The following is a 16,997-nucleotide window of genomic DNA, read 5'->3' on the forward strand; positions in this document are numbered from 1 at the left end:
GCGCCCCCCTACCGGGGCCGGTCAGGCGCGATCCGTTCCGTCTCGACGGTGTGGCGCACGGCGTCGAGCGATGCCATGGCGTCCTTCGGGTCGGTCGAGGCGATGAACAGCGCAGACGCCTTCAGGGTCACATGGGCAACCTTCAGCGCCACGTCGCGCCCCGATGTCCGGGCGCGCTCGTGGAACTGGTTGATCGCCTTCATCAACTCCGGCGTGGCCGGCGTGTGGGTCGGATGGCCCCAGAAGCTCACGGCGCTGATCCGAGGGCTGCCGACACCGCCGGGCTCTCGTCTCCAGGGTCGGACTGGTCGTCGTTCGCGGCCATGAGGCTTTCCTGCCGGGCGGTCGCCTCTGCGGTCATCCGGTCGACCATCTCCGAGAAATTGCCGGGGATCGGCCGGTCGTCGTTGAGGCGGCCGGTCTCGAACGCATCGGCGAGGATGCCGAGGCAGGCCATGGCGTGGCCGAGGTGCGGCTTCCCGCTCTTGCGATCCAGCCATTCGCCATCGTAGCAGGCCATCATGTGCCGCATCATCGCGTCGTAATAGACGCTGAAGCTGACGCTCTTGCCCCGCCAGTTCATCAGCCCATAGCGCGGGGCGCCGTCGGCGAAGGCGAGGCCCATATAGACGATCGCGGCCGGCGGGATCGCATGGAAGCTCGGCTTGAGAATGCCGAACGCGGTCTTCGGATTGTTGTCCGGCAGCTTGAATTCGGCGGCGCTCATGAGTGCATCTCCCCGATGTCCTTCTCTCGACCGTCCAGCACGAGCCCGGTGTAGGTCCGAACGCCGTGCAGGACGGTGGTGTGGTCGCGCCCGCCAAGGAACCGGCCGATGCCGGGATAGGACCAGCGCGTGTGCTTGCGGAGGAGGAAGCAGACCTCCTGCCGGGCTCGCGACACTTCCCGGCGGCAGATGCGGCTATAGATGTCGGCCGGGGTCACGCCCCGTCGCTCGGCGACGTGCTCGACGATCATCCGGGCAAGGCGCGTGGTGTTGATGACCGCGTCGACCGGGATGCCGCGCTTCAGGCAGAGGTAGCGGGTGAAGGAGGTGAAGCCTTCGAGCAAGCGGTGGAGCCGGTTGGCGTCATCGTCGCTGACCGCCACAAGGAACAGGGCCTTGACCATCTCGGTCTGGCCGACAGCTTCGATCCATGCCGCCTTGCTGGAGACACCGGCCCGGATGACGGACTGGGCCCGTTCGCGGACGAGGGTTTCCGCGACCGGGGCTGCCGACGCGATGCTGTTCTGGACGATCTGCCGGTGCTGCTCCATCGCATCGGCCTCGCGCCGGTCGCTGTCCATGGCCGCCTGCCGGCGCCGCGCCAGCATGGCGGCCTTCAGGCGTTCGTCATGCGCGAACCCCACTCCCCCACCGGGCAGTCGGACGATGGCAGAGGCGACGGGACGGGCGACGGGACGGGCGAAGGCCGCCGGGCGCTCCCTGGCTGGACGAACGTCGTCGGGGGACAGTCCCACCGCGGCGCTCACGGCCGGGTCCGATCTTTAGTTCCGAAGAACGCCGTCGCATGACCCGGACGGATATTGAACAGGTGCGCCTTCTCGGCGAAGTAGATCGCCAATCGGACGCTCCACAGCTTCAGCAATCTCATGACCATGCTCCCCAGCAATGTCGTTGATGCGCTCTGAAATCTTCACGGCCTGCCGATGGCATTCGGCCGCGTAGGCGGTCTTGATCTTCTCGACGACGTCCCAGAAGATCCCCTTGGGCCGTCTGTATCGCAGCGCCCAGAGGACCCCGTAGGGGATGCCGTAGCGGCGGGACACCTGCTTCATGGCCTTCTGGGTGTCGCCGCCACCGCGCGAATTCCAGCGCACGATCTCCTCGACCCGCTCGGCCGCAACGTCGATGTAACGCTCATCCGACGTGGACATTTCACCCCTCCACACTTTGCCCATCGCCACACCTTTTTGCGCTCCAGCAAAGCGATGACGGGCAGATTGCCTCTCGTTGGAACGGGAGGACGCCAATGAATGAGTTCAACTCGATCGGGGCACTTGCTGCGGCCATTGTCGAACGAGTTGGGCGGGACATGATCTACGACGCTCCGGCAGACGGCAGGCGCGTCAGGAACGCAGGAATTCCGATCTCTTCATCGGCGGCTTCCCCAGCGCCGGTGTCGAGGACGAGGGCGGTCGGCTCCCCAGCGCCGCCCTCGCCGCTCGACCTCACAGCCTCGGTTCGGGGCTGGTCGGACTGGCGCGATCCGCTGGACTGATCTCGCGCGCCGTGCGCCACGCGCGAGGAGGCCGTGATCTCCAGGAGGATTTCGTCGGCGAGGGCTTCACGCTCCTCGGCGCCGGGCGATGGGTTGGCCAGGGCGCGGCGCTGCCGGATCGCGGCCTTCAGGGCGGCAACTTCCGCACGCACAGCATCGGCAGCAACCCCTTGACCCTTCAACGCTTCGCGGTAGGAAACGAAGGTACAGAGCTTGCCCGACTGAAGAACGGAAATTTCAGCATCGTATGCGTCAATGGCGTCTGCAATCTGCAGCCGGCTGAGCACGCTCTCGGAGTTGGACATCAGGCGGGCCTCGGGCCGGGAAAGCAGTCTCTAGTCGGAATATGGAAAGTTTACCGATCTCTGGCAACAGAAATCTTCGGATCGGGTTTTTAGGCCGATGGCTCAGCCCGCGCCAACGGAGTATAGGGCGCGGCAGTGGTATTGAGGGGTGACGTGCAGTGACCAAGACTTTCGGAGAGCGAGTCCGCGAAGAACGCGACCGCATAAACATGAAGGCGCCGGAACTTGCCCGCCTTCTTGGGGTTGATGTGTCGTCTGTTTACAGCTTGGAGAAGGGGAAATCCAAGCTGCCCAACAGCCCAGAGATGATTGCTCGATACGCGGAAATACTTAAGTGTTCTCCCTCATATCTGATGGGGTATACGGAGGAGAAATTTCCCGGTCTAAGAGCATCAGCAACATTTATTCGAGGGGTCCCTGTAGTGGGAGTCGTGGAAGCCGGGGCGTTTCGTTCAAGTAAAGCAGTAGAACTCGCGGACCCGCTTATCCCAGCAAGTCCTGATCCGCGCTTCGCAAATGCAGAGCAGTTCGCTCTCCGTGTTGACGGCAACTCGGTCAATAGAAAGGTGGGCGACGGTGGCTATGTAATCGTCACCCCGTTCGCCGATGCCAGGCACCAGCCGGCGAACCACGACCTGTTGGTGATCTCGCGCTGGCTCGGCACCCTCTGCGAGCGCACGGTGCGCGAATTGATCTATACAGCGGGAGGTTACGAACTGAAGCCCGTCTCAACCGACCCTCAGCATCAGGAGAGCATCCTGATTGACCCGAAACTGAAGGTCGTCGGCTCCGATGACCAGCGCGTGACGCTCGATTATCTGGTGCTGGGCTTCTACACGCCGGCTCACCTCGCCTGAGCAGGCGGCGGGTTGTTGTTCGGGTAATTTCCCTGCTTTGGTGTCGAGAACGGTATTCTTTTCTTATATTTTGATTGACAATCTGATATTTTTCCCTATACTCGTTGTCATGCCCAACAGCCTCCTTAGAAGGCCGGGCCACCTGACAACGAGGGCAGCATGTCATTTTCGGTCATTGAGGCGACCCCCAAGCGAGGGGCGACGAACAACAGCCTGAAGGGCGCGGTTCGCGTCGCTCGGCATTCCAGGCACACCATTGCCCTCCGTATCGCGCCGGACGTCGTCGCCGCCGCAGGGTTCCAGCCCGACGGCATGGTGAGCGTCTGGATCGGCGCGGGCCGGGATGACGGAATGGTCTCCATCCGCCGCCCCCGCGGCTGCGAGGGCGATTTCCGGCTGAAGTCCGGCCTCGACCAGCGGTCGTCGAGCATCCTGATCTCCGGCGTCGAAGCTCCGCGGAGCTTGAGCGGCAGCACCACGACCGCGTGGCACAAGGTCGCTGCCGGCCAGATCGACATCGACCTGCTCAATGCCGGTCAGCGTTCCGAGATCACCGCCGCCGAGGCGGCCACCACCCAGCAAGCCGCTTGAAGGAGGGGACCATGTCGTCCGCACCCCACTATCTCCATCAGGAGATCATGGCCGCCCGCACGCTCCGGGCGCAGATCGAGACCCTGCTTCGCGGCCCGGTCCCGGAAGGCAGCGATGCAAACAGCGTCGAGGTCGATCAGGAGGCCGTCGCCGACACCCTGGAGGGCGAGGTCAATCTGGAAGGCCAGATCACCCGCGCGCTGGAGTTGATGCAGAACGACCTGATCCTGGTCGAGGGCGCCGCGCTCCGCCTGAAGGCCATGCAGGAGCGGAAATCCCGCTTCGACAAGAGGATCGACGCCACCCGCGCGCTGGTCGAGCAGGCGCTGCAGATTTCCGGCAAGGAGCGGATGGATTTCCCCATGGCGTCCATCTACCTCTCGGGGTCGGCCGCGAAGCTCTTCATCACCGACGAGTTGGAGGTGCCGGCCAAGTTCTACGAGGCCCAGCCGGCCAAGCTCGACAAGACGGCCCTCGGCAAGGCCCTGCGCGATCGCGCCAAGGCGCTCGCCGCCATCGACAAGGCGGTGGCCAAGAAGAAGGTCACGGACGAGGAGGCCGCCGCGCAGCGCGCCTCGGTCGAGATCGAATTCCCGCCCGTCCCCGGCGCTCATCTCGAAGATCAGGGCCAGTCTCTCACCTTGTCGTGGAAGTGACCATGTCAGCCAGCGCCCTCGCCATCTCGACCGAAGCGGCACCGCCGATCTCTGCGCCGCTCCCCATCACCCAGGCCCGGCAACTCGGCTGGACCCCGCGCCAGATCGACCTGATCAAGCGCAATCAGGCAGCCGACCTGACGGGCCCGGAATTCGACTTCTTTATCGAGGTCGCCCGGCGCTCGGGCCACGACCCGCTGCTCAACGAGATCACCGCGGTCGTCCTCAACAAGCACGACCCGGCCCGCCGGTCGGTGCTGCATATCGTGAAGATCCAGGGGCTCCGCGCCCGCGCCGCCCGCGAGAAGAACTATCGGCCGGACGAGGAGGAATTCGAGCTCCACTTCGACGAGCGGTTGAAGGACATCGCGACCAACCCGCTCGGGATCGACCGCTGCGTCGTGCGCGTCTGGAAGCTCGACGACAGCGGCGTCTGGAACAAGATCACCGGGGTCGCCCACTGGGACGAGTATGCCCCGGTGCGCGAAATCTGGACCTATGACCGCGAGGCCGAGAAGAACGTCCCGACCGGCCGCTACGAGATCGACCGCAAGGGGCTCTGGCCCCGGATGGGTCGCCACATGATCGCGAAGTGCGCCGAGGCGAACGCGCTGGCCAAGGGCTGGCCTGACCAGACGGCCGGCGTCTATGCCGAGGAGAGCGTCGACAAGGAGCGTTTCCTCGACCTCTCGGCAACCGAGATGATGGAGGAGGACGAGAAGCGCCGGATCACCCGCGTCGGCCCCAAGGCCGAGAGCCTGATGATCGACTGGCTCGACCCGTCCAAGCCCATCGAACACGTCGCCATCCCGGAACTGTTCGACCGGGTGGTCAGCTGGCTGCAGAAGGACTGCCAGAGCGCCGAGGACATCACGACGTTCAAGCGGCAGAACCGGCCGTCGCTGGAAGGGTTCAAGGCGAAGGACCCCTCGCGGTTCCTCGCCATGAAGGTCCAGTGGGAGGAGGCGGAAGCCCGCCTCACCCCCGCTGGCAAGATCGACCCGCGCCTGGAGACGGCCATGAAGGTCGCCCCGACAATGAAGCGCGGCTCCGAGTTCTTCGCCGAGCGCCGTTGAGGGCGCTCGGTTCCATCACCTGAAACAATCTGGGGTCTTTTCATGAAGCGAACCATTTTCGCGGCAACGGCCGCCTGCATCCTGATGGCGGGGATCGCCGCTCCGGCTCGTGCCGGCGACGACCTCTGGCAGGTCTTCTGGGCCGGGCACCGCGCCCCGCTCGCCGCGCCTGTCCCGGTCCCGCGTCCGCGCGGCCGGGTTCTCGGTGGCACCGCCGAAGTCCGGGCTCTCGTCAGCCAGGTGGCCCGTCGCGTCAGGGTCGACGTCGCGACTGCCCATGCGGTCGTGCTGCTGGAGTCCAACTATCGACCCTCGGTGCGCGGCGCTGCCGGCGAATACGGCCTGACGCAGATCAAGTGCCCGACGGCGCGCGGCATCGGCTTCCGGGGCGCCTGCAGCGCGCTCCTCGACCCGGCGACCAACCTTCACTGGGGCCTGACGCACCTGCGCCTCGCCTCCGGCGGATCGACGGCATGTGCCTACGTGGCCCGCCACAACCTCGGCATGTATGCGCGGCCGCGATGCACCGCCTACGGCGTCAGGGTGGTGTCGCTGGCCCGCCAGATGGGCAACCAGTCGTGAGCGCGCTCGGCGTCGACATCCTCCTGACGCTCGGCGCGCTCGGCGTCGTCGCGGTGGTGTTCTTTGCGAGCGCCGCCTTCCCCTCGAAGCCGACCGGGGAGCGATGAGCATGGCCAAGGCCGCCCGCAAACGCGACCCGGAAGACCCTCCGATCATGATGCGGGTCGGCCTTGGCCCGAGGCTCGAGCCCTCAACGCCCTTCGATCAGGAGCGGCTCGCCGGCTACGGCTTCGGCCGCGAGGTGCAGGTCTGGATTTGGCAGAGCCGATCCGCCCCGCATCTCAACCTCTACTGGGCCTGTCTCGGCTCTGCAGTTCGCAATTCGAGCGACTGGATGAACGTCAAGCAGCTGCACAAGGCCATCAAGGTCGGCCTCGGCTACGTCGAGCGCATCCGCCTCTTGGACGGGACAGAGATCAAGGAGCCCGCCTCCATCGCGCTCGATCGCATGGATCAGGCCGAGTTCAAGCAGTTCTTCGACGCGGCCATCGACCTCATCTGCCGCGAGATTTTCAAGGGGATGCGGACGGACACCTTCATCCGCGCCGTCAAGGAAGAGATGGGCATGAAGAGGAACGCCGCGTGACCGATCCCATCCGCCCGGCTGGCCTGAAGACCTCCGATCTCCGCAAGGCGATCCCGGCCGCCGTCAAGGTCCAGGTGTTGCTGAACCAAGGCGGCCGCTGCGCCGCGACGGGCGCCCCGCTCACCGAGGCGTCCAAGGTCCGCTTCGATCATCGCCCCCCGCTCCAGGACCGCCCTTGGTCGAACGAGGCGCAGGACTTCGTCCCGCCGCAGAACGACCCCAAGCACATTCAGGCCATCGCGACGGAAGCGCACGACGTCAGGACGTTCGGCCTCGGGGGCACGTCCCGGATCACGACGCGCGGCTCCGACATCGGCGAGGCCGCCCATGTGCGCCACCTCACCACCTCTCAGGCCGAGTTCCGCGCCCGCATCCTCGCCAAGGGCGAGCCGGCCGCCGAGCCGCAGCGGCAGAAGTTCAAGAGGAAGATTCCGTCCCGGCCGTTCCCCGGCCGTGGCCAGCGCAGCTTCAGCAGCAAGAGAGGAACGGCATGACCGCGCGACACCGTGAAAATGCGCCGCCGTCGGCGAGCGTCCACCGCCTTCCCAGGGCCAGGTGGGTGAAGCCCCCCGATGTCGAGGCCGAGCACGACGACCCCATCCGCGGCAGCATGGTCGTCGAACCGGAAGTCGCAGCTGCCGTCGCGGCGCTGGATTGAAGGAGGCTGGCATGGCCGTCGATCTCGAAGAATTCGAGGCGCTGAAGGCGCGCGTCGGGAAGACCAAGCCCAACTCCGATGCCCGCATGAGGGCCCGGATCGAACTGGGGAGGGCGATCAACACCGCCTTCGCCGAGCGCATCCCGGACCGGAAGCGCCGCCTCGCCATCCGACGGATCATCGAAGGGAAGACGCCATGAACGCCCATGTCTCCATCGCCGACCTCGCGGCAGCCCGCCCGGTCAGCATCCCGTGGCGCGCACCGGCCATGTGCGAATGGCTGGAGCGCCAGACGGCGGGCGGGGCGTCCTTCTCCGAGATCGCCGCCGACGTCCAGCACCAGTTCGGCCAGATGGTGACGCGCAGCATGGTTGCAGGTGCGGTCCGGCGTGAACGAGAGGGCCGAGGTGTCGACACCCGCCAGTTCCCGGCACCGGCAAGCCGTGAGAGCCATTCCCTGCGGATCGGGGCGGGCAAGGCGCGGGTCATCAAGGAGAGGCCCCCCGCCACCCCTAAGCCGAAGCGCCCAGCGCCATCGCCGAAGGCCCCGCTCCAATACCGCGCCAAGGCCCGCGTCGCCGACACGGTGGCGGAGGCGGCCGCAGCCATCGGGCTTTCCGACGCGCCGATGAAGTGCGTGCCGCTGATCGACCTGAAGCCCGAGGATTGCCGCTTCCCGGTCTCGGAGGATGACCGCGGGCGGCATCTCTTCTGCGGTCGGATCAAGCGCAACTGGCCGAGGCCCAACCAGGGCTCCTACTGCGAGGCGCATTCCCGGACCGCATGGACCGTCGACCGCACCACGCTGCACGAGCCGGTCCCGCCGCCGGCCCGCCCCGACCCGGTCGCCGTCGCATGGCAGCCGACGCCCCTCGACCGCCTGTTCCAGGCACAGGTCACCCGATGAGCCCGGTTCGTCAAAGCGTCATGACGCTCTCGTCGGAATGGAAGGACCGGAGCCTCATGTATCCGGGCGAATGGCTGATGACCCACGCCAGGATGGCCGGAACGGGCATCTGGTTCCTGATCGACATGCGCCCCTACAAGCCCGAGAAGGTTGGCCCCAAATGACCCCTCAGAAGCAGAGCATCGCACACGACCCGGCGAATGGCCGGTATGGGGACTGTCACCGCGCCGCGCTGGCAACCATCCTCGACATGCCGATCGCCGACGTCCCGCATGTCTATGACGGGGGCATCAGCGGGGCAGAAGCGAGCCTCAACGAGCGGGCTTTTCTCGCCAGCCTCGGCCTCGTGCCGATCAACGTCGCCTACGGCAGCGACGCATCGCTGAAGGACGTTCTCGCCGCGACAGGGGCCTTCTGTCCGGGCCTCTGCGCCATCCTCGGAGGCAAGTCGCCGCGCGGTTTCGGCCATTCCGTGGTGATCGCCGACGGCGAGATCGTCCACGACCCCCACCCCGACGGCGGGGGGCTGGTCGGCCCCTTCGACGAGGACAGCAGCTGGTGGGTGACGTGGATCGGATCTTCCCGCGCGCAGGTGGCATCGTGACCCTTATCCCCCTCGACCGGCCCGCTGCCGTCTTCTCGACCTGCCGCTCGTGGCGCTACGTGCTCCGCCGGCAATGGCGGGATGGCCCCTGCGTCGGCTTTGTCCTGCTCAACCCCTCGACCGCGGACGAGGACAACGACGATCCGACCATTCGCCGCTGCATCGCCTACGCCAAGGCGTGGGGCTTCGGTCGGCTGGTCCTCGGCAACATCTTCGCCTTCCGGGCGACCGACCCCGCCGTGATGCGCGCGGCGCCGGACCCCATCGGACCCGAGAACGACGCCCACCTCCGCAACATCGTGCAGGAGAGCAGCGGCGAGATCGTCTGCGGCTGGGGCGTGCATGGCGAGTTCCAGGGCCGGGGCGCGGCCGTCCTCGACCTCATCCGGGCGAAGAGCGGCCGCGAGCCGCAGGCGCTCTCGTGGACAAAGGGCGGCCACCCCGGCCACCCGCTCTATCTGCGCGCCGACCTTCGGCCGATGCCCTGGAGGGCGGCAAAATGAGAGACCGGCGTTTGATTATGACCGCGGCAGCAGCCGTTCTCGGCGGGGCCGCCTTCACACCAGCCATGGACAGCGACTATCGACGCGACGGCTGGGTCAGCTACCACCGGACGCCGCTCGGAGCGTCGGAGCCCCGGCGGCAGCGCGCCGACCCCGTCAAGGCGGCCGCCCGCAAGCGTCAGAAGAAGGCCCGCGCCATCACCCGGACGAAGTCCCGATGACCGCTAACCTTGCAGACCGCGTGGAGGGGCTGAAGCGGATGCCAATCATGCTCGGATGGCGCGCGGAGCAGATCATCAGCGAGGTCAGGTCGGCGGGTGTGTCTGTCGTGGTCGTCAGCGTCCCATGGCACATCATGGAACCGCATGAACGGCAGGCTCGCGAGAACCATGGGCAAAGCCTGGCAAGACTTGCGGAACGTGGGGGGCTCTCTGCCTGCGAAGCTCTTGCGATCATTGAGGACCGTAAGTGGCAGCGCATGACACCCGCCGAATCCCACTCCGCTCTCGCCGCCCTCCTCCGCGCCAAGGAGGCCGACCGTGAAGGATGACACCCTGCGGAAGCTGGCCCAGGCGGCAACGCGCGGGCCGTGGACCCACTACCGCAACAAGCTCCGCCCCTGGATGAAGGGCGGCAAGATCAATGAGGTCCAGTGCGGCGAGCGGACGCCCGTCGTCGCGTGGAGCGGTTTCGACGACAGCAACCGGCCCGAGGCCCAGCACGCGCGCAACGCCAAGTTCATCGCCGCCGCGAACCCCGAAACGATCATCGCGCTGCTCGACAGGATCGAGGCCGCAGAGGCGGCATTACGCGCCAAGGAGTCCACCATGCCTGACGAGATCGAGAAGGTGGCGCGGCCGGCCCCGCAGGCGGCCAGAGGTGAGATCGCCAAGCTGCGAGCGATGCTGAAAACTACGGAGACGGCGCGCGACGAGGCGATGGCCGACCTCCGGCGGGCCACAGACCCGACGCTCCAGCACATGCACCTCGAGAACGGCCGGCTCGACATGGCGGTCGCGGGCCCTGTGGTCGAGCGCATGTCTCTGGTCTTCGTCGAGTGGTTTCGCGAGACAGGGGCTCGGAACAACATCGAGATGTCGTTCAGCGCCAAGAGCGAGCCCTTCGAGCGATACATCGTGACCGTGCAGAAGGTGCTGGCGAAGACGCCTGCCGAGCAGCGCAAGGAGGCCGAGAAGCGCGCCGAGGCCGCCGAAGCCGCCCTCGCACGGTTGACAGCGCCCTCGCCGCGCTACGGCCACAAGAAGCGCGGCACGACCTATGCCGTCGTCGGGATGGCCAGAGTCCAGACAGCCCGACCGCTGAAGGACATGGAGCCGGTGACCGTCTATCGCTGCGAGCAGACGGGGGATCTTTGGGCTCGCCCTTCCGAAGAGTTCTATGACGGCCGTTTCGAGCCCATTTACGATCTGCGCCAGGAGCCACCCCCATGTTCATGATGCTCACCTTCGCGGCCGGCGGCATCCTGCTCATGGCGACGGCTCAGGGCTGGGGGCAGGTCATCATGGGGGGCACGATCCTCGGCCTCTGCATCCTGATGGGTCTATCCCGCTATCGGAGGGGTTGATGGACGGGTTCCTGATCTCCGTCGTCGACCTCGAAACCACGGGTCTCGAGCCCGGCGCCAAGGTCGTCGAAGCGGCCGCGGTCGATCTGCTCTTCCGGCCGGACGGCAGCGCCATGATCGCCGACATGCGCGACGCGCTGTTCAATCCAGGCTCACCGATCCCGGCCGGCGCGATGGCGGTGCATCACATCCGGGATCATCAGGTGGCGCACTGCCCGCCCTTCGCCTGCTCGTGGCAGGCGGTAATCGGCCAGCCGCCGGGCCGCCCTCCAGTGCGAGCCTTCGCCGCCCACAACGCCGCCTTCGAGCAAGGCTTCGTCCTGCCGGCCATGACCGGCGATGTCCCTTGGATTTGCACATGGAAGTGCGCGATGCGCGCCTACCCCGACGCGCCAGGGCACAGCAACCAGACGCTCCGATACCACCTCGGCCTTCTCTTCGACGAGACGATCGCCCCCCTACCCCACCGCGCGCTCCATGACGGCATCGTCACGGCCGTCCTCCTGAAGCACATGCTGCAGGACGGCTACGACGTCGAGACGCTCATCGCGTGGTCGGCCGAGCCGGCGGTCTATCCGACGATCACCTTCGGCAAGCATCGCAATTCCGGGTGGGACCAGCCCCCGAAGGACTATCTCATCTGGCTCAGGGACAGGTCGGACATGGAACCGGACGTGAAGTGGAATGCCGACCGCGAGCTACAGCGCCGCGAGCGCGACACCTATGTCCAGATGGCCCTGAAGGCGATCCTGAAGGCGACGTCAGCGGACGACCTTCGGCGCTGGTGGAAGGAGTCGGCGCACCACCGCTTCGAGAACCATATCGATGACGGCAGCCCCGAGTATCTGGCCCTCGTCACAGCCTGCGCCAGCCACATCGACAACATGGGAGATGAGGAAAAATCTCAGATTTCTGCCTGAGATCGGTATTTTTTTGTTTACAGATCGGATATTTTTCCCTATATTCGGAAGGTCAACAAGAACAACTTCACCTGACCACCGGAGCCGACCTCATGCACGCCACTTTCGAGCGCGAAGCCTTCCTGAAGGCGCTTCAGTTCTGCGACAAGGTCGTAGAGCGCAAGAGCGCCATCCCGATCCTGTCGAACGTCCGGGTGGCCTTCTCTGGCGCCACCGCGACCCTGCACGCGACGAACCTCGACGAGATGGTCAGCGTCACCGTCCCGGCCGAGGTCGAGGGCGGCGCGGACACCACCGCCCCCTCCGACAAGCTCCGCAGCTTCGTCCAGAAGCTCGCCAAGGGCGCGCAGATCAAGATCACGGCGAAGAACGACGGGATCGACATCTCGTCGAGCCGGTCGCGCATGTCGCTCGCGACGATCCCGGCCTCCGACTTCCCGAACATCGCCGACAACGTCCCGGACGTCACCTTCACCCTGGAGGCGGCGGCTGTCCTCGAACTCTTCCGCCGACCGCAGTTCGCCATCTCGACCGAGGAAACCCGCTACTATCTGAACGGCATCTTCATCGAGATCGCCGACGGCAACCTCAATGCGGTGGCAACCGATGGCCACCGGCTCTGCAAGACCTCGGTCGCCCTGCCGGATGGGCTCACCGAGATGAAGAGCGTGATCGTTCCGCGCGGCTCGGTGGCCAGGATCATCGACTTGGCGGCCGCCGGCTCCCCGCTCGAATTCGGCATCTCGGCCGCCAAGATCACCGTCAAGGTCGGCGAGACGTCCTATTCCTCGAAGCTCATCGACGGCACCTTCCCGGAATGGCGGCGGGTCGTCCCCTCGGCCAGCCCCCGCATCCTGACGCTGGACCGGCTGGAACTGGCGGCCGTGATCGACCGGGTGTCGACAATCGCCACCGAGCGCGGCCGGGCCGTCAAGATGACGGTGAACGCGGAGGCGGAGGAGATCTGCCTGTCCACGATCAACCCCGACAGCGGGGCCGCCGAAGACTTCGTCCGGTGCGTCTCCATCGTCGACACCGAGACGGTCGACCCGCATTGCACCGAGATCGGCATGAACGCGCGATACCTGATCGACATCCTGTCGAGCATGACCGGCGAGAATGTCGCCCTGCATCTCGACACGCCGGGCTCGCCGATGAAGCTCACCGAGCCGGGCAACCCCCTGTCGATCTTCGTCCTGATGCCGATGCGCGTCTGACCCCGAACCGGCGGGCGGCATCGTCGCCCGCTGCCTTCCCCATCCTCAGACGGCAGGAATTCCCCATGGACGGTCTCGTAATCGACTCCTTCGCTGGCGGCGGCGGCGCCTCGCTCGGCATCACGGCGGCCCTCGGCCGCGAACCCGACTTCGCCATCAACCACAACCCCGAAGCCCTCGCGCTCCACGAGGCGAACCACCCGACGACGGTGCATCTCACCGAGGACGTCTGGAAGGTGAACCCGACGAAGCTCGCCGCCGGCAAGCCGGTCGCCATGCTCTGGATGTCGCCGGACTGCCGCCACTTCTCGAAGGCGAAGGGGTCGGCCCCCGTCTCCAAGGCCGTTCGCGGTCTCGCGTGGGTCGCGCTCCGCTGGGCCAAGACGGTCCGGCCGAAGGTGATCTTCCTGGAGAACGTCTCGGAGTTCCAGGACTGGGGTCCGCTGACGCGCGACGGCAAGCCGTGCCTGAAGCGGAAGGGCCAGACCTTCGCCGATTTCGTCACCAAGCTGGAGCGGCAGGGATACCGCGTCGAGAAGGGCATGCGGAAAGCCTGCAACGACGGCTCGCCGACGGTTCGCGACAGGCTCGTGATCGTTGCGCGCTGCGATGGCCTGCCGATCGTCTGGCCTGAAGGCACCCACGCCGCGCCAGGTTCCGCCGCCGTGGCGCGCGGCGCCAAGCTGCCGTGGAAGACGGCCGCCGGGATCATCGACTGGTCCCTCGTCACGCCCTCGATCTTCGACACCGCCGAGCAGATTTATGCCCAGCACAAGCTGCGCGCGAAGCGGCCGCTGGAGAAGGCGACGCTCGCCAGGATCGCCAAGGGCGTGAAACGCTACGTCCTCGACGCGGCGACACCCTTCATCGTCGGCGTCGGCGGCCGCATGGGCCAGAGCGCCGAGCGCCCGGTCACCGCGCCGTTCCAGACCGTCACGTCGAAGGCGGACTCCAGCATCGTCGCCCCGACGCTCGCGATCTTCCGCCACGACTCCGACGGCCAGAGCCTCGAAACGCCGATGCCGACCATCACGGCCAACTCGTTCCTGAAGCGGGCCGGCGGGGCGGCCCCCCTCGGGCTCATCGCCCCTGTCCTCTCCTACGCGCAGCAGGGCGGCCGCAGCCGGAGCCCGGAAGACCCCGTCAACACGATCACCGCGAGCGTGAAGGACCAGAACCAGATCATCGCGCCGCACCTCATGACCATGAGGAACAGCCAGAAGCCGCACACGGCGATGGACGAGCCGTCCCACACGGTCACCTCGCAAGGGGCGGGGCTCAGCATGGTCGCGCCCTTCCTCGTCCCTCGCTACGGCGAACGGCCGGGCCAGGAGCCCCGCACGATGGCGGCAGACCAGCCCATCGGGACGGTCGTGCCGACCGGCAATCAGGGCTCGCTCGCGGCCGTCTTCCTGACGCAGAACAACACCGGGATGGTCGGCCACGCGGTCGAAGATCCTCTCTCGACCATTGTCGGCCTCGGCTCGACGCAGTCGGTGGTGGAAGCGGCGCTCCTCACAAACTTCTACGGCTCGAACGTCGCCGGGAACGGTGACATCGACCAGCCCCTGTCGACGGTGACCGCGGAAGGCGGGCATCAGGGCAGGATCGGCGCAACCCTCGTCCCCTACTACGGGACGGAGCGTGACGGTCAGGCCATGGATGAGCCGGTCCGGGTGGTGACGTCGAAGGCCCGCTTCGCCCTCGCCGACGTCTCGGCCTCCATGCCGCCGATGACGGACGCGCAGCTTGACCGCGCCCGGCAGGTTGCCGCCTTCCTCCGCGGCTTCGGGTGCTGGGACGAGCGGGAATTCGTGACGGTGGGCGACTTCATCGTCGCCGACATCGGCCTGCGGATGCTCACGCCGCGCGAACTGGCACGGGCCCAGGGTTTCCCGGACAGCTACAAGCTCGACATCATGTTCCGGGGCAAGCCGCTCTCGCGCGGCGCGCAGACCCGCATGATCGGCAACTCGGTCTGCCCGCAGGTCGCCGAGGCCCTCGTCCGGGCGAACGTCACCAATGCGGCGAGCCTGAAGGCGGCCCCGACCTACAAGCCATGGGGAGACGTCCTGAAGCGACGACTGATCGCCGCTGAACAGGCTTCCCGGCCCGCGCCGAACCTCTTCGAGACCATGGCGGAGGCGGCCTGACATGCGCCGGCTTCCCACGGACCTTGTCTCCGCGCTCGATGAAACCGGCCTCCCTTGGTCGGTCGAGCGGGGCGCCAAGCACAGCAAGATCAGGCTGGGGGGCCGCCTCGTGGCGGTCGTCTCCCGCCGGATCAGGGACGGTGAGCCCTGCAGGGCCAGCGCCAACGTCATCTCGCAGGTCCGCCGCGCCGCGCGGGGGCAGGAAACCAGCCGGCGGGCAGCCGGCCAGAGCAGGAGCGCCTGACATGCCCGACATCGCCATGTGCCGCTCGCGCAGGTGCCCGATGCGCCCGAACTGCTACCGCCACCAGGACTCGGGCACCGCCCCAACCCCCGACCGGCAGCCGTTCCTGATCCTCTCCGATGACCCCCTTCTCGTCCCCGGCGAGGCCCCTTCGGAGGACGAGAACTGCCGGTTCTTCTGGCCTGCCGGACAGACCGAACTGTTCCACCCCGCCCTTACGGCGGCGTGATCCACCCCACCACCCAGCGAACCCTTGAAAGGGGAAGACCATGGTCGACACTCAGAGCGTCGCAGCCGATCAGCTGAAGTCCATCATCGAGCGCGTCGAGCGCCTCGAGGAGGAGAAGAAGGCGCTGCAGGAGGACATCAAGGAGGTCTATGGCGAGGCCAAGGCCAACGGCTTCGACACGAAGGTTCTCCGCAAGATCGTCGCCCTTCGGAAGCAGGACCGCGACGAGCGGATGGAGGAGGAGAGCATCCTCGACCTCTACCTGCAGGCGCTCGGCATGGCCTGACGGCCACCGCGCCACAGGGTCGGCTCCCTCTCGGAGCCGGCCCCCTTCCCTCCGCAGGAGCCGCCCGATGAGCTACGACAATATGGATCACGTCGATTGGATGGAGTGCAACATTGCGGCAGCCAAGCGCCGCAAGCCCACCGCCCTCCAAACGAGGAGGGCGAACGAAGCGCGCGGCTGGCTCGCCGCACCCGATGTCCTCAACCCGTTCCAGCGCCGGGCAATCACCCTGATCGGCGTCATCGGCAACGGCATCTACAACGCCCCGGTGGATTGGGAGACGGTCGTCTGGCGCAAGACCTACATGGTCCTCCAGTGGCGCAACCCGCTCGCGACCTTCGACTTCAACCAGCTGACCGTCGCAGTGATGATGGCGCACGACGCGGCCATCCGGCTCGCCGTCGCCCCGAAGATGCGATGCCTGGAGATCACCCTTCACCAGCGGGAGCCTCGCACCGAGACCTCCCGCATGAGCCAGGGCCACCCGACCCTCGCCGAGGCTGTCGCTGACCACCAGAGCCGGTTCCCGGCCGGTCACCCGATCCATTACCAGCCGGCTCCAGAGCCGGCACTCGCCCATCTGCAGGGCGCGGCGTGATGTGGAAACGGAACAACCCCGGCCGGACCACAAGCCACGAGCCGCGCTTCAGCGTGGTGCGCGCCCAATCCCTGCGCGCTCTCACCCTCGCCGTGGCGTTCTGCGCCGCTGGCCTGCTCGGGGCGCTGGTGATGGTCGCGGCCTCCCATTCCATTTCCCTTTTCGCCCGCGCCTGCGCGGCAGTTCTCTGAAGGAGG

29 protein-coding genes are annotated in these 16,997 nt (G+C 66.8%); 24 read left to right on the forward strand and 5 right to left on the reverse strand.

Going from position 1 to position 16,997, the window contains the following annotated elements:
• Positions 1–8: 8 nt before the first annotated feature.
• The 5 genes from ACJ4V0_RS15880 to ACJ4V0_RS15900 form a co-directional block, all read right to left on the reverse strand.
• Positions 9–251, reverse strand: coding sequence for a hypothetical protein (locus tag ACJ4V0_RS15880; protein ID WP_448300570.1), 243 nt, complete (start codon positions 249–251; stop codon positions 9–11).
• A complete protein-coding gene (locus tag ACJ4V0_RS15885; protein WP_448300571.1) occupies positions 248–727 on the reverse strand; it encodes a dATP/dGTP diphosphohydrolase domain-containing protein in 480 nt (159 codons plus the stop codon). The genes ACJ4V0_RS15880 and ACJ4V0_RS15885 overlap by 4 nt, the downstream gene beginning before the upstream one ends.
• A complete protein-coding gene (locus ACJ4V0_RS15890; RefSeq protein WP_448300572.1) occupies positions 724–1,494 on the reverse strand; it encodes a helix-turn-helix domain-containing protein in 771 nt (256 codons plus the stop codon). Before ACJ4V0_RS15890 ends, ACJ4V0_RS15885 begins: the two co-directional genes overlap by 4 nt.
• A 15-nt stretch (positions 1,495–1,509) precedes the next feature.
• Positions 1,510–1,899: a hypothetical protein gene (locus ACJ4V0_RS15895; protein ID WP_448300573.1), complete on the reverse strand. Its 390-nt coding sequence runs from the start codon at positions 1,897–1,899 to the stop codon at positions 1,510–1,512.
• A 163-nt stretch (positions 1,900–2,062) separates the two neighbouring features.
• Positions 2,063–2,548, reverse strand: coding sequence for a hypothetical protein (locus tag ACJ4V0_RS15900; RefSeq protein WP_448300574.1), 486 nt, complete (start codon positions 2,546–2,548; stop codon positions 2,063–2,065).
• Positions 2,549–2,706: 158 nt separating this feature from the next.
• On the opposite strand from ACJ4V0_RS15900, the gene ACJ4V0_RS15905 reads away from it, so the two are divergent.
• The 24 genes from ACJ4V0_RS15905 (at position 2,707) to ACJ4V0_RS16020 (ending at position 16,991) form a co-directional block, all read left to right on the forward strand.
• On the forward strand, positions 2,707–3,405 hold the full coding sequence (locus ACJ4V0_RS15905; RefSeq protein WP_448300575.1) for a helix-turn-helix domain-containing protein: 699 nt from the start codon (positions 2,707–2,709) through the stop codon (positions 3,403–3,405).
• 159 nt (positions 3,406–3,564) lie between these two features.
• Entirely contained in the window at positions 3,565–3,996 is a 432-nt protein-coding gene (locus ACJ4V0_RS15910) for a hypothetical protein (RefSeq protein WP_448300576.1), read from the forward strand.
• An 11-nt stretch (positions 3,997–4,007) separates the two neighbouring features.
• Positions 4,008–4,652, forward strand: a complete 645-nt coding sequence (locus ACJ4V0_RS15915; RefSeq protein ID WP_448300577.1) for a siphovirus Gp157 family protein — start codon at positions 4,008–4,010, stop codon at positions 4,650–4,652.
• Positions 4,653–4,654: 2 nt separating this feature from the next.
• On the forward strand, positions 4,655–5,728 hold the full coding sequence (gene bet, locus ACJ4V0_RS15920) for a phage recombination protein Bet (protein ID WP_448300578.1): 1,074 nt from the start codon (positions 4,655–4,657) through the stop codon (positions 5,726–5,728).
• Between the two features lie 42 nt (positions 5,729–5,770).
• Positions 5,771–6,310 carry a transglycosylase SLT domain-containing protein gene (locus tag ACJ4V0_RS15925; protein ID WP_448300579.1) on the forward strand — a complete coding sequence of 180 codons (540 nt, stop codon included), beginning with the start codon at positions 5,771–5,773 and terminating at the stop codon, positions 6,308–6,310.
• A gap of 109 nt (positions 6,311–6,419) precedes the next feature.
• Positions 6,420–6,896 carry a DUF1367 family protein gene (locus tag ACJ4V0_RS15930; protein WP_448300580.1) on the forward strand — a complete coding sequence of 159 codons (477 nt, stop codon included), beginning with the start codon at positions 6,420–6,422 and terminating at the stop codon, positions 6,894–6,896.
• Positions 6,893–7,390 (forward strand): hypothetical protein, encoded by a 498-nt coding sequence (locus ACJ4V0_RS15935; RefSeq protein ID WP_448300581.1) that lies wholly within the window; start codon positions 6,893–6,895, stop codon positions 7,388–7,390. The genes ACJ4V0_RS15930 and ACJ4V0_RS15935 overlap by 4 nt, the downstream gene beginning before the upstream one ends.
• On the forward strand, positions 7,387–7,554 hold the full coding sequence (locus ACJ4V0_RS15940) for a hypothetical protein (protein ID WP_448300582.1): 168 nt from the start codon (positions 7,387–7,389) through the stop codon (positions 7,552–7,554). The genes ACJ4V0_RS15935 and ACJ4V0_RS15940 overlap by 4 nt, the downstream gene beginning before the upstream one ends.
• Before the next feature lie 11 nt (positions 7,555–7,565).
• Entirely contained in the window at positions 7,566–7,754 is a 189-nt protein-coding gene (locus tag ACJ4V0_RS15945) for a hypothetical protein (protein WP_448300583.1), read from the forward strand.
• On the forward strand, positions 7,751–8,461 hold the full coding sequence (locus tag ACJ4V0_RS15950; protein ID WP_448300584.1) for a GcrA family cell cycle regulator: 711 nt from the start codon (positions 7,751–7,753) through the stop codon (positions 8,459–8,461). Before ACJ4V0_RS15945 ends, ACJ4V0_RS15950 begins: the two co-directional genes overlap by 4 nt.
• Positions 8,458–8,625, forward strand: a complete 168-nt coding sequence (locus ACJ4V0_RS15955) for a hypothetical protein (protein WP_448300585.1) — start codon at positions 8,458–8,460, stop codon at positions 8,623–8,625. The genes ACJ4V0_RS15950 and ACJ4V0_RS15955 overlap by 4 nt, the downstream gene beginning before the upstream one ends.
• Positions 8,622–9,065 carry a hypothetical protein gene (locus tag ACJ4V0_RS15960; protein ID WP_448300586.1) on the forward strand — a complete coding sequence of 148 codons (444 nt, stop codon included), beginning with the start codon at positions 8,622–8,624 and terminating at the stop codon, positions 9,063–9,065. Before ACJ4V0_RS15955 ends, ACJ4V0_RS15960 begins: the two co-directional genes overlap by 4 nt.
• The gene (locus tag ACJ4V0_RS15965) at positions 9,062–9,568 is read left to right on the forward strand and encodes a DUF1643 domain-containing protein (RefSeq protein WP_448300587.1); all 507 of its coding nucleotides are present in this window, start codon (positions 9,062–9,064) and stop codon (positions 9,566–9,568) included. Before ACJ4V0_RS15960 ends, ACJ4V0_RS15965 begins: the two co-directional genes overlap by 4 nt.
• 17 nt (positions 9,569–9,585) lie before the next feature.
• Positions 9,586–9,789: a hypothetical protein gene (locus ACJ4V0_RS15970; RefSeq protein WP_448300588.1), complete on the forward strand. Its 204-nt coding sequence runs from the start codon at positions 9,586–9,588 to the stop codon at positions 9,787–9,789.
• Positions 9,786–10,118, forward strand: coding sequence for a hypothetical protein (locus ACJ4V0_RS15975; protein ID WP_448300589.1), 333 nt, complete (start codon positions 9,786–9,788; stop codon positions 10,116–10,118). Before ACJ4V0_RS15970 ends, ACJ4V0_RS15975 begins: the two co-directional genes overlap by 4 nt.
• The gene (locus ACJ4V0_RS15980) at positions 10,108–11,025 is read left to right on the forward strand and encodes an ead/Ea22-like family protein (RefSeq protein ID WP_448300590.1); all 918 of its coding nucleotides are present in this window, start codon (positions 10,108–10,110) and stop codon (positions 11,023–11,025) included. Before ACJ4V0_RS15975 ends, ACJ4V0_RS15980 begins: the two co-directional genes overlap by 11 nt.
• On the forward strand, positions 11,016–11,153 hold the full coding sequence (locus ACJ4V0_RS15985; protein ID WP_448300591.1) for a hypothetical protein: 138 nt from the start codon (positions 11,016–11,018) through the stop codon (positions 11,151–11,153). Before ACJ4V0_RS15980 ends, ACJ4V0_RS15985 begins: the two co-directional genes overlap by 10 nt.
• On the forward strand, positions 11,153–12,073 hold the full coding sequence (locus ACJ4V0_RS15990; protein WP_448300592.1) for an exonuclease domain-containing protein: 921 nt from the start codon (positions 11,153–11,155) through the stop codon (positions 12,071–12,073). Before ACJ4V0_RS15985 ends, ACJ4V0_RS15990 begins: the two co-directional genes overlap by 1 nt.
• Positions 12,074–12,165: 92 nt before the next feature.
• Positions 12,166–13,290, forward strand: coding sequence for a DNA polymerase III subunit beta (gene dnaN, locus ACJ4V0_RS15995; RefSeq protein WP_448300593.1), 1,125 nt, complete (start codon positions 12,166–12,168; stop codon positions 13,288–13,290).
• A 65-nt stretch (positions 13,291–13,355) separates the two neighbouring features.
• The gene (locus ACJ4V0_RS16000; RefSeq protein WP_448300594.1) at positions 13,356–15,443 is read left to right on the forward strand and encodes a DNA cytosine methyltransferase; all 2,088 of its coding nucleotides are present in this window, start codon (positions 13,356–13,358) and stop codon (positions 15,441–15,443) included.
• A 245-nt stretch (positions 15,444–15,688) separates the two neighbouring features.
• Positions 15,689–15,916, forward strand: coding sequence for a hypothetical protein (locus tag ACJ4V0_RS16005; RefSeq protein ID WP_448300595.1), 228 nt, complete (start codon positions 15,689–15,691; stop codon positions 15,914–15,916).
• A 40-nt stretch (positions 15,917–15,956) separates the two neighbouring features.
• The gene (locus ACJ4V0_RS16010; RefSeq protein ID WP_448300596.1) at positions 15,957–16,202 is read left to right on the forward strand and encodes a DUF2312 domain-containing protein; all 246 of its coding nucleotides are present in this window, start codon (positions 15,957–15,959) and stop codon (positions 16,200–16,202) included.
• A 67-nt stretch (positions 16,203–16,269) separates the two neighbouring features.
• The gene (locus ACJ4V0_RS16015) at positions 16,270–16,800 is read left to right on the forward strand and encodes a hypothetical protein (RefSeq protein ID WP_448300597.1); all 531 of its coding nucleotides are present in this window, start codon (positions 16,270–16,272) and stop codon (positions 16,798–16,800) included.
• Positions 16,800–16,991, forward strand: a complete 192-nt coding sequence (locus tag ACJ4V0_RS16020; protein ID WP_448300598.1) for a hypothetical protein — start codon at positions 16,800–16,802, stop codon at positions 16,989–16,991. Before ACJ4V0_RS16015 ends, ACJ4V0_RS16020 begins: the two co-directional genes overlap by 1 nt.
• Positions 16,992–16,997: the final 6 nt, after the last annotated feature.

The organism is Phreatobacter aquiterrae (genome assembly GCF_053471285.1).